Raw genomic sequence first — 10,935 nt, forward strand, 5'->3', positions numbered from 1 at the left:
ACGGGCCAGCGCCGCGCTGATCCGGCCGGCGATCTCCGCGGGGGTCAGTCCGATGTCGGCCAGCAGTTCGCCGCGTTTGGCGTGCGCGAGGAACTGCTGCGGGATACCGAAGTCCCGCAGGGGTACGTCCACCCCTGCGTCGCGCAGCGCCTGGGCGACGGCCGCACCCACGCCGCCGGCCCGCCCGTTGTCCTCGACCACGGCCACCAGCCGGTGCCGGGCGGCCAGTTCGGGCAGTGCCGCGTCGACCGGCTTGACCCAGCGCGGGTCGACCACGGTGACGCCGAGGCCGCGTTCGGCCAGCAGGTCGGCCGCCGACAGGCAGGTGGCGCCGAGCGCGCCGACCGAGACCAGCAGCACGTCGGGGTCCTGCCCCACCTCCGGCCGGTGCAGGACGTCCATACCGCCGATCCGGTCCAGGGCCGGAACGGTGGCGCCCGCGGTCTCCTTGGGGAAGCGGATGACGGTGGGCGCGTCGGCCACGTCGAGCGCTTCGCGCAGCTGCGCGCGCAACTGGTCGGCGTCGCGCGGCGCGGCGATCCGCAGGCCCGGCACGACCTGGAGGATCGACATGTCCCACATGCCGTTGTGCGAGGCGCCGTCCACGCCGGTGACCCCGGCCCGGTCCAGGACGAAGGTGACCCCGCACTTGTGCAGCGCCACGTCCATCAGCACCTGGTCGAAGGCGCGGTTGAGGAAGGTCGCGTAGACGGCGACCACCGGGTGCAGGCCACCGGTGGCCAGACCCGCCGCCGAGGTGACCGCGTGCTGCTCGGCGATACCGACGTCGAAGACCCGGTGCGGGTAGGCGCGGGCGAAGGCGTCCAGGCCGACCGGCTGGAGCATGGCGGCGGTGATGGCGACCACGTCGGGCCGCTCGTCGCCGATGCGCAGCATCTCCTGGCCGAAGACCGAGGTCCAGGAGGGGCCGCCGGAGGGGGCGAGCGGCCGGCAGGTGAGCGGGTCCATCGCGCCGACGGCGTGGAAGCGGTCCGCCTCGTCCTGTTCGGCGGCCGGGTAGCCGCGGCCCTTCTCGGTGATGCAGTGCACCAGGACCGGGCCGTGGAAGCGTCGGGCACGGCGCAGCGCCGACTCCACCGCGGCGATGTCGTGGCCGTCGACCGGGCCGACGTACTTCAGGCCCAGGTCCTCGAACATGCCCTGCGGCGCGAAGGCGTCCTTGAAGCCCTTCTTGGCGCCGTGCAGCGATTCGTAGAGCGGCTGGCCGATGACGGGGGTCTGCTGGAGGACCTGTTTGCCCCAGGACAGGAAGCGTTCGTAGCCGTCGGTGGTGCGCAGGGTGGCGAGGTGGGTGGCGAGACCGCCGATGGTGGGGGCGTAGGAGCGCTCGTTGTCGTTGACGACGATGATCAGCGGGCGGTCCTTGGCGGCGGCGATGTTGTTCAGCGCCTCCCAGGCCATGCCGCCGGTCAGCGCGCCGTCGCCGATGACCGCGACGACGTGGTCGGAGCACCCGCGTACCTGGTTGGCCTTGGCCAGACCGTCGGCCCAGCCCAGCACGGTGGAGGCGTGGCTGTTCTCGATCACGTCGTGCTCGGACTCGGCGCGCGAGGGATAGCCGGACAGGCCGCCCTTGCTGCGGAGTTTGGAGAAGTCCTGGCGCCCGGTGAGCAGTTTGTGCACGTAGGACTGGTGGCCGGTGTCCCACAGGACCCGGTCGGCGGGCGAGTCGAAGACGCGGTGCAGCGCGATCGTCAGCTCCACCACACCCAGATTCGGCCCCAGGTGGCCGCCGGTCCTGGCGACGGCCCGGACGAGGAAGTGCCGGATGTCGGCGGCCAGTTCGTCGAGCCGCTCCTCGGGCAGCGCCTTCAGGTCGCGCGGGCTTTTGATGTTCTCCAGCATCGACATGTGTGGACCTCGTTCCCCCTGCCGGGATTGCTGTGTATCTCCGACCGCCGGCCGGCCGGCGACGGGGCCGGGCCACTTTCATCGCGAGGTCACTTGCCCGCGCGGTTGGAGGCTACGGTCTCGCGGGCGGCGCGGATCGACTCCTTGAGGGAGCCCATGGTGGCCAGCACGGCCGTGGGCTCGTAACCGCAGTGCGCCATGCAGTTGTCGCAGCGGGCGTCCTTGCCGCGGCCGTACTTGTCCCAGTCGGTCTTCTCGATGAGCTCCTGGTACGTGGGCACGTAACCGTCGGCCATCAGGTAGCAGGGGCGCTGCCAGCCGAACAGCGAGTAGTTCGGGATCGCCCAGGCGGTGCAGGGGAAGTCCGCCTTGCCTTCGAGGAAGTCCAGGAAGAGCGGGCTGTGGTTGAGCCGCCACCGCCGGCGGTTGCCGTCGCCGAACGCCTTCTTGAACAGCTCGCGGGTCTGCTCCACGCCCAGGAAGTGGTCCTGGTCGGGTGCCTTCTCGTAGGCGTAGGCGGGCGACAGCATCATTTCGTCGACCTTCAGATCGTCATTGAGGAAGTTGAGCACCTCGATGATCGTCTGCGGGGTGTCGGTGTTGAAGAAGGTGGAGTTGGTGGTCACCCGGAATCCGCGGCGCTGGGCCTCCTTGATCGCCTCGACCGCCTCGTCGAAGGTGCCTTCCTTGGCCACCGACTCGTCATGCCGTTCCCGCATCCCGTCGATATGCACGGTGAAGGCGAAGTAGGGGGACGGTGTGAATTTATCGATCTTCTTACGCAGGAGCAGGGCATTGGTGCACAGGAACACATACTTCTTGCGGGCCACGAGCTGGCGCACGATCTCGTCGATCTGGGGGTGCATCAGCGGCTCGCCACCCGCGATCGACACCATCGGCGCCCCGGACTCCAGCACCGCGCCGACGGCCTGTGCCACCGGCATGCGCTGCTTCAGCACTCCGGCGGGATGCTGGATCTTGCCGCATCCTTCACATTTGAGGTTGCACGCGAAGAGCGGTTCGAGCTCGACGATGAGCGGGAACTTTTCGCGGCGCCGAACCATTTTCTGTTCGAAGAGGTACGACGCGACACGGACGGTCTGACGGAGCGGCATAACCATCTAGCTCACCTCCAGGGGAGCGCGGTAGTGCGGTGCCAATCGAGAAAGGCGGGGACAAGATCTCTGAGCACCCGGAATGCGATGATCCCGGTGCGCAGTGTGCCGACCCGCACGAGTTCGTACTCGGGCGTGTCGACGACGACGCGGGCCGCCGCGATGTGCTGCGCTCCTTCGGCGAGCGCGGCGCGCCGCATCGCGGCCGATTCCATGTCGACGGCGATGGCACCGGTCGCCGCGAGTGCGGCGCGCTCGGCGCCCCGCACGACATGGTCGGACTCCGCCAGGGTGCCGGTGTGCACGGTGTGTCCGGCGGCCTTGAGCGCGGCGGCCAGCGCCCCGCTCTCATGCCCGTCGTCGGCGACGACGATGTCACCCGGCCGCATGCCGGGGGCGAGCCCCGCGCAGAAGCCGGTGGTCAGTACGGCCGCGTCGCGCAGCCCCGGGTCGTGCAGGGCTTCGCGGACGGCCCGGTCGGCGGCCTTGGGCCCCATGCCGGTGCGCAGCACGGTGACCCGGTCGGCCCCGGCTATGGCCACTCCCCTGCGCAGCGCGAACCGCTCGATGCGCAGGGCGCACACCACCAGCAGCGGCGGTCGTGTCTGGCCCACGAACTAGGCCCCCTTTCCCGTGGCGGGGCTGCTCGCGGTGGGGCTGCTCGCGGCCGTGCTGCCGACGGTGGCCGCGGTGACGGCGCCCGGCGTGGCGCTGCCCGCGGTGACGGCGCTCAGCCCGGTGTGCCCCGCGGTCCCGAAGGGCTCGCGGCGGACGTAGCGTCCGAGCGCGGTGAGCGGGAAGACCATCCGGTACAGGTGGTAGTTGATGGAGAAGTCGCGCGGGAAGCCGGTGCCGGTGAAGTACGGCTCGTCCCAGGAGCCGTCCGCCAACTGGGTGTCGGTCAGCCACCGCACCCCCCGCTCCACGGCCGGGCTGTCCCGTTCGCCCGCCGCGAGCAGGGAGAGCAGCGCCCACGCGGTCTGGGAGGCGGTGGAGTGGCCGCGGCCGATCCACTCACGGTCGGAGTACGAGCGCAGGTCCTCGCCCCAGCCCCCGTCCGCGTTCTGCACCGACTCCAGCCAGCTCACGGCGCGCCGGATCGCGGGGTGGTCGGCCGGGAGCCCGGCGGCGGCCAGCGCCGGCACGGCGGACCCGGTGCCGTAGATGTAGTTGACCCCCCAGCGGCCGAACCAGGCGCCGTTCTCCTCCTGCTCGGCGAGCAGCCACTCGATGCCGCGCCGCGCGTGCGGGTCCTGCTCCAGGCCGAGCGCGGCCAGCATCTCCACCACGTGGGCGGTGACGTCCGCGGACGGCGGATCGATGACCTCGCCGAAGTCGCAGAACGGCAGCCGGTTGGGGAACGGGCTGGTGTTGTCGGCGTCGAAGGCGCCCCACGCCCCGTTCCTGGACTGCATCCCGATGTTCCAGCGGACCGCCTTGTCCACCGCGGAGTCCAGCCGGGCCTGGTCGGGGTGGCGGACCCGGCGCAGCGCGAGGACGACCTCGGCGGTGTCGTCGATGTCCGGGTAGTTGTCGTTGTGGAATTCGAACGCCCAGCCGCCGGGGGCGAGTTGCGGCCGTTGCACCGACCAGTCGCCCGGTCGGGTGATCTGCTCGCCCAGCATCCAGTCGGCGGCCTTGACCAGCGCGGGGTGGTCGGCGGGCAGCCCGGCGTCGGCGAGTGCGATGGTGGCCAGGCAGGTGTCCCAGACCGGCGACTGGCATGCCTCGATCATGCGTACGCCGTCCTCGGGCCAGACGGCGAAACGATCCAGCGAGTCCAGCCCGGCCTTGACCACCGGGTGGTCCAGGTCGTAGCCGAGCAGGTGCAGGGCGATCACCGAGTAGACGGCCGGTGGCTGGATTCCGCCCCAGCAGCCGTCGGCCTCCTGCCGCTCGATGATCCACCGCGCGCAGGCGTTCATCGCGCTGCGGCGCAGCGGGCGCGGGGTGACGCGCCGGTAGACGTGCAGCACCTGGTCCAGGCGCTGGAAGATGCCGTCCCAACTGGTGATCGGCGCCTTGCGCTGCGTGGGGTTGGGCCGGTCGGGGTCGACGTGCAGCTCGTCGATGCCGAAGGGCGCCGGGCGGATCGGGCGGTGCGCGCCGACGATGGTCAGCGGCACGATGGTCTGCCGGGCCCAGCAGCCGAAGGAGTAGATGTTCAGCGGCATCCACTTGGGCAAGTAGATGATCTCCGGCGGCAGTTCCGGCAGGTCGTCCCAGCTCCACCAGCCGAACAGGGCGAGCCAGATCCGGGTGAAGACCCGGCTGGCGGCCACGCCCCCCTCGGCCCGGGACCACTTGGCGGCCAGTTCCATGTGCGCCTCGTCGGGCGCGTCCCCGGCGAGGCGCAGCGCCACATACGCCTCGACGGTGGCCGAGATGTCGCCCGGCCCGCCGTGAAAGGTGGGCCAGGCGCCGTCCTCGCGCTGCTGGGAGCGGATCCAGCGGGCGGACGCGGCCGTGACGGCCGCGTCCTGGATACCGAGGAACTGACGCAGCAGCAGGTCCTCGGCGTCCATCGTCACATTCGTTTCGAGGTCGCCTTTCCACCATCCGTCCACGTGCTGCCGTGCCAGAAGGTGGTCTGCGGCGCGCTGCACGGCACGCTGCGCCGCCGCCTCGGTGTCGCCGGCTGGGACGGGGTCCGGCTCCGAGGTGCTGCTGGCCGAAGGTGTCCGATGGGTCGGTGTCCCTGGACTGCCGTCGGTCGTCGCTGTCATGGCTTCCCCTTTGCAGTTGAGACTTCTGCGGTGTTGGGGGCGGCCGTCGGCCGTCACATGAGAGAGACCGGCGACGTCATGCGCTCCACGTTAGGGCGTTACTTCTCGCGAACCACCACAAAGTCCGCCAGACCCACGAGCTTGTGTTGAACTTCTTCGGGCATGTCCATCTTGTCCAGCGCGGCGATCGCGGTCGCATACTGCCTCCTGGCCTCCTGAGAGGTCCATTCCCGGCCGCCGGCCTCTTCGATCAACGCCGCCCGCAGGGCGAACTCTTCCTCGCTGAAGGCATCGTTTTCCGGATTCTTCGCGTCCGCCGCCAGCAGTTCACCCAACCGCTGCGAGGCGGAGCCGCCGGCCGCCAGCGCGGCGACCACCGGCAGCGACTTCTTGCGCTGCCGCAGGTCACTCCAGGTCTGCTTGCCGGTGGTGGCCGGATCGCCCCAGATGCCCAGCAGGTCGTCGATCGCCTGGAATGCCAGGCCCAGGTGGTACCCGTACTCCTCCAGCGCGTCCGCGTCCGCCTCCGAGGCGCCGCCGAGCACCGCGCCGATGGAGGACGCGCAGGCGAGCAGCGCGCCGGTCTTGTTGCCCTCCATCTCCAGGCACTCCTCGACGCTGACCGCCTCACGGTGCTCGAAGGAGATGTCCTGTGCCTGACCGTCGATCAGTTTGCGGGTGGCGGTGGTCAGCCGGCGGGTGGCCCGGCCGGCGTCGGCGGTGCCCTGCTCCAGCAGCACCTCGTTGGCCAGTGCGAACAGCGCGTCGCCGACCAGGATCGCCTGTGCGGGGCCGTGCACCTTCCACACGGTGTCCCGGTGCCGCCGCTGCTCGTCGCCGTCCATCAGGTCGTCGTGCAGCAGCGAGAAGTTGTGCACCAGCTCCACGGCGACCGCGCCGGGGATGCCGGTCTCGGCGGACGCGCCCGCGGCCTGCGCGGACAGCAGCGCCAGCGCGGGGCGTACGGCCTTGCCGCCGTCGCCGGCCGCGGGCTGCCCGGCCTGGTCGATCCAGCCGAAGTGGTACGACGCGACGGTGTCCATCGGGGGCGCGAGGCGTGCCACGGCGGCGCGGAGCACTGGGGTGGTCAGGATGCGGCCGTTTTCCAGCAGCGCGATGACGCCGTCAGCGGTCACGTTCTCTCCTCTGGTTGCACCGATAGCACTCATGCCGCCTCCAGGACGCCGTTGTCGAATGGCAGCCCGAGCGCGGCCAAAGCTTCTTTGGAGGCACGCAGGCCGCTGCGCACCGCGCTCTCCATGGTCGCGGGCCACCCGGTGGCGGTCCACGCTCCGGCCAGGAACACGCCGGACGCCCGCGTCACCGGTCCCGGGCGCAGCGCGGCCACGCCCGGGGTGGGCGCGAAGGTGGCGGTGCGTTCGCGGGTGACGAAGAAGTCCCGGACCTCCGCGCCGCGGGCCGCGGGCAGCAGGCGCGCCAGTTCGGGCAGGTACCGGTCGCGCAGTTCGGCGACGGGCAGATCGATCTCGTCCGCGACCGCCGACTGCGACACCGCCAGGTACTGGCCGCCGCCGGTCAGCCCGGAACTCCTGGTGCGGTCGAAGACCCACTGGACAGGGGTGCCCAGCGCCGCGAGGAACGGCTGTGCGAGCACCTGTCGGTCGTAGATCACATGGACATTCAGGATCGGCGCGGTACCGATGCGCAAGAGCTTTTCCGGATCTTGGACGGCGCCGTCCGGCAGCAGGTCGTGGGCCTCGCGCTGCGGGACCGCCAGGACCACGGTGGCCGCGTCCAGCTGTTCGCCGCGGCCGGGGCCGGTCTCCACCGACACTTGCCAGCCGCCGTCCGCCGCCGCCTTGATCGCGGCGACCCGGCCGCGCAGCAGGGTGCGTACGCCCGCGGCGTCCAGCGCCTTGCGGGCCCGGCCGTCGTGCAGGTCACCGAGCGGGGCCGAGGCCCAGCCGATGTCGGCGGCGCCCGGATCGGACAGCAGCCCGGTCTTGAAGACCTTCGCGGCCAGCCCCAGCGAGGAGTGGTCCGCGGTGGCGTTCAAGGTGGCGACGCCGACCAGGTCCCACAGCGCCTCGATGGTGCGCGGCGACTGCCCGCGGCCGGCCAGCCAGCTCGCGAAGTCGGTACGGTCCAGCGCCGGATCGTCCAGGTCCAGGCCACGCAGGGCGAGCGCCGCCCGTCCGACCGAGGCCCGCTCCCGCAGGCTCAGATGGGGGTAGCGGGCCAAGCCGGCGGCCAGGTGCAGCGGCACCGGGAGCGCGGTTCTGTTCAGCCGGCCGAGCCGCCCGGTCCCGGCGTCCAGCACCGGTACCTCGAGGCGGTCCTGCAGCGTGACCAGGTCGCGGGCGGCGATCCGGTCCAGGAACCACTGGTAGGCGGTGCAGCAGCGCAGGAACACGTGCTGGCCGTTGTCGACGCTCAACTCGCCGCGCTTGAAGGAGAAGGCGAGCCCGCCCAGCCGTGGCCGGGCCTCGGTGAGGGTGACCTTCAACCCCGCGTCGGCGAGCGCGAGCGCCGCCGTCGTCCCGGCCAGCCCCCCGCCGATCACCACGGCGGTACGGCGCCCGGGCCCGGTCCGCGTGTCCGTGCCGGAGCCGGTGCGGGGGTCCGGTCCCGGACACCCGCCCGCGTCGGTGTACGGGCCCGCGCCCTCGTCGGGGCCGGTCTGCGTGGTCATGCGCCCTCCTGTCGGGCTGCGCCGCGCGGGACACGGCGGGCCGTCGCGGAAGGTGACGCGGCGCGCGTCGTCGTGGTTGCCCGGACGTTCGCGTGCCGTGCCGCGCTCGCACCCGCGCCGTCGCGGGTGGGGCTCACGCGTCGCTCCGGGGGCCGGGGAAGGTGCGGATGCGCCTGGCGTCGAGTCCGGCGAGGCCGCGCGCGGCGACGTACGCCTTCTCACGTCCGGGCAGCGTGACCCGGCCGCGCAGCACGGCTTCCGGGTCGGCGGCGATCCGCTCCAGCAGCCGGCGGTAGATGCCGGCCATGGCGGCGACGCAGGCTCCGCTGCGCCGGTCCAGCATCGGGAGCAGCCGGTAACCGGTGGCGAACAGGGTTCGGGCCCGCCGTACTTCGAACTCCACCAGGCCGGCGAAGTCGGAGCCGGGCGGCGGGGTGTCCCCGTGGAACCCGTCCGCGCAACCGAACTTGGCGAGGTCCTGGGCGGGCAGGTAGGTCCGTCCGTTGGCGGCGTCCTCGCGGACGTCCCGGAGGATGTTGGTGAGTTGCAGGGCGAGGCCGAGCGTGTCGGCGTATTCGGCGGCACGTGCCTGATCGTGCCCATCCACGGTGCCGAAAACGCCCAGCGACAGCCTTCCGATGGCGCCGGCTACGCAGCGGCAGTAAACCGCGAGATCGTCCCACGTTTCGTAACTCTCGCCGCGAACATCCATCTGAACGCCGTCGATGAGTTCGTCGAGACCTTCGAGCGGCAGCGGGAACCTCGCGGCGGCGTCGGCGAGCGCCACCGCGACCGGGTCGGTGTCGTCCTCGGCGACCTCGCCGCCCCGGACACGGCCCAGCGTGGCACGGGTGGACTCCAGGCGGCGCAACTTCTCCTCGGGAGCCAGGTCGCCGTCGCCGATGTCGTCGACCCGCCGGGAGAACGCGTAGAGCGCTGACATCGCCTGCCGCTTGGGGGTGGGCAGCAGGCGGATTCCGTATGCGAAGTTGCGGGCCTCGTAGCCGGTCACGGTCTCGCAATACCTGTATGCCGCAAGTACCTGTCCGGACATCTGGGCGGAACCGTTCACGGTCCGGCTCACCCCTCTCGTCGCAATGTCGACCCCACTTCGCGCAGCAGAACGGGCTTGGTGGCCTTGGGCGCACCCGCCAGCACGTCGTACTCCGCGCCCTCGACCGCCTTCAGCGCGGCCCGCCCGCCGCCGACGAACCCGGCGAGCAGCAGCCGCAGCCGGCCCCGGACGCTCCCCACCAGCGGGGTGCCCTCGGCCAGTAGCTCGCGCGCGCGTTCGACTTCGAACGCGACCAGTGAGCGTACCCGGGCGTTCGCGCTGGATGCGGCGAGGTCGTCCTCGTCCACCGAGAAGCGCTTCATATCCTCGGCCGGCAGGTAGATCCGGTCCCTGCCGAGGTCTTCCGCCACGTCCTGGAGGTGCTCCACGATCTGCAGCGCGGTGCATACCGCGTCCGAGCGGCGGACCCGTTCCGGCGTCGAGGTGCCGGTGATGGAGAGCACCAGGCGGCCCACCGGGTTGGCGGACAGTTCGCAGTACGCGAGCAGCTCGTCGTAGCTGGCGTAGCGCCGTACCCGCTGGTCCTGGCGGTTGGCCGCGATCAGGCCGAGGAACGGGCCGGGGGTGAGGCGGTGGCGCCGGACGGTGGGCTGGAGGGCGAGCAGCAGGGGGTGGGTGGGGGTGCCGTCGAACACCCGGCGCAGATCGGCCTCGAACGCGTCGAGCATGGCGGCCCGGTCTCCGGCCTGGGCCGGTTCGAGGCCGAGGTGGACGGCGTCGTGGCGGCCGCCGGCGGCGAGGTCGCCGTCGCCGATGTCGTCGACCAGCCGGGCGAATCCGTAGACGGCCATCAGGTCCTGGCGCCACGCGCGCGGCAGGAACACCGGCGCCACCGGAAAGTTCTCCCGCGCGGCCTTGTCCAGGACGGCCCGCGACGTGTCGTCCCCGGTCACCGCAAGGTCCCCGGCACACAGGCGGCGGATGTGCCCCGGAGCAGGGTGGTCCCGATCGTCATGGCCGCCACATCCCCCGTTCTACACCGCGCAGTCGAATCTTCCCATTTCGGACACGCCGCACCAGGTCCGCCCACTCCTGACATAGATCATCAGCAGGCTCCCAGCACCGCTACAGCTTACGTCGGGCCCCGCCCCGGCGTACGCCGGGGGCGTGACATGACATGACAACACGCGACCCCCGCCGGATCATCCGGCGGGGGTCGGCTTCGCGGGAGAGATCCCGGTCACTTGCCGGTGTGCGCCTCGTACGCCTTGAGGACCTCGTCGGTGCCGCCGTCCATCAGCAGCTCGCCCTTCTCCAGCCACAGCACCCGGTCGCAGGTGTCCCGGATCGACTTGTTGTTGTGGCTGACCAGGAAGACGGTGCCGGCCTCCTTGCGGAGTTCCCTGATCCGTGCCTCCGACCGCTTCTGGAAGGACCGGTCGCCGGTGGCCAGCGCCTCGTCGATCATCAGCACGTCGTGGTTCTTGGCCGCGGCGATCGAGAAGCGCAGCCGGGCGGCCATACCGGAGGAGTACGTACGCATCGGCAACGAGA

Annotated in this window: 8 protein-coding genes and 1 pseudogene; all 9 read right to left on the minus strand. The window is 71.5% G+C overall.

From position 1 onward, the window contains the following. Window positions 1–1,872: 1-deoxy-D-xylulose-5-phosphate synthase (gene dxs, locus VIW71_RS12675; protein ID WP_331622227.1), on the minus strand; the 1,872-nt coding region annotated here is incomplete at its 3' end. An 89-nt stretch (window positions 1,873–1,961) separates the two neighbouring features. Further along, entirely contained in the window at window positions 1,962–2,993 is a 1,032-nt protein-coding gene (gene hpnH, locus VIW71_RS12680) for an adenosyl-hopene transferase HpnH (protein ID WP_331622228.1), read from the minus strand. A gap of 5 nt (window positions 2,994–2,998) precedes the next feature. Further along, entirely contained in the window at window positions 2,999–3,601 is a 603-nt protein-coding gene (locus VIW71_RS12685; RefSeq protein WP_331622229.1) for a 1-hydroxy-2-methyl-2-butenyl 4-diphosphate reductase, read from the minus strand. Window positions 3,602–3,604: 3 nt separating this feature from the next. Continuing rightward, entirely contained in the window at window positions 3,605–5,713 is a 2,109-nt protein-coding gene (gene shc / locus VIW71_RS12690; RefSeq protein ID WP_331622230.1) for a squalene--hopene cyclase, read from the minus strand. A 98-nt stretch (window positions 5,714–5,811) separates the two neighbouring features. Next, the gene (locus VIW71_RS12695) at window positions 5,812–6,882 is read right to left on the minus strand and encodes a polyprenyl synthetase family protein (protein ID WP_331622231.1); all 1,071 of its coding nucleotides are present in this window, start codon (window positions 6,880–6,882) and stop codon (window positions 5,812–5,814) included. Next, window positions 6,879–8,366, minus strand: coding sequence for a hydroxysqualene dehydroxylase HpnE (gene hpnE / locus VIW71_RS12700; RefSeq protein ID WP_331622232.1), 1,488 nt, complete (start codon window positions 8,364–8,366; stop codon window positions 6,879–6,881). The genes VIW71_RS12695 and hpnE overlap by 4 nt, the downstream gene beginning before the upstream one ends. 133 nt (window positions 8,367–8,499) lie before the next feature. After that, window positions 8,500–9,420: a presqualene diphosphate synthase HpnD gene (hpnD, locus tag VIW71_RS12705; RefSeq protein ID WP_331622234.1), complete on the minus strand. Its 921-nt coding sequence runs from the start codon at window positions 9,418–9,420 to the stop codon at window positions 8,500–8,502. Window positions 9,421–9,446: 26 nt separating this feature from the next. Further along, window positions 9,447–10,334 (minus strand): squalene synthase HpnC, encoded by an 888-nt coding sequence (hpnC, locus tag VIW71_RS12710; RefSeq protein ID WP_331622233.1) that lies wholly within the window; start codon window positions 10,332–10,334, stop codon window positions 9,447–9,449. 287 nt (window positions 10,335–10,621) lie between these two features. Continuing rightward, a pseudogene (locus tag VIW71_RS12715) lies at window positions 10,622–10,935 on the minus strand (ABC transporter ATP-binding protein); the annotation flags it as partial.

The organism is Streptomyces sp., from assembly GCF_036524955.1.
GTDB lineage: Bacteria > Actinomycetota > Actinomycetes > Streptomycetales > Streptomycetaceae > Actinacidiphila.

Excerpts from the sequence above, each read along its gene's own strand:
- hpnH (WP_331622228.1), bottom strand. The coding sequence starts at position 2,993 with ATGGTTATGCCGCTCCGTCAGACCGTCCGTGTCGCGTCGTACCTCTTC.
- shc (WP_331622230.1), bottom strand. The coding sequence starts at position 5,713 with ATGACAGCGACGACCGACGGCAGTCCAGGGACACCGACCCATCGGACA.
- VIW71_RS12695 (WP_331622231.1), bottom strand. The coding sequence starts at position 6,882 with ATGAGTGCTATCGGTGCAACCAGAGGAGAGAACGTGACCGCTGACGGC.
- hpnE (WP_331622232.1), bottom strand. The coding sequence starts at position 8,366 with ATGACCACGCAGACCGGCCCCGACGAGGGCGCGGGCCCGTACACCGAC.
- hpnD (WP_331622234.1), bottom strand. The coding sequence starts at position 9,420 with ATGTCCGGACAGGTACTTGCGGCATACAGGTATTGCGAGACCGTGACC.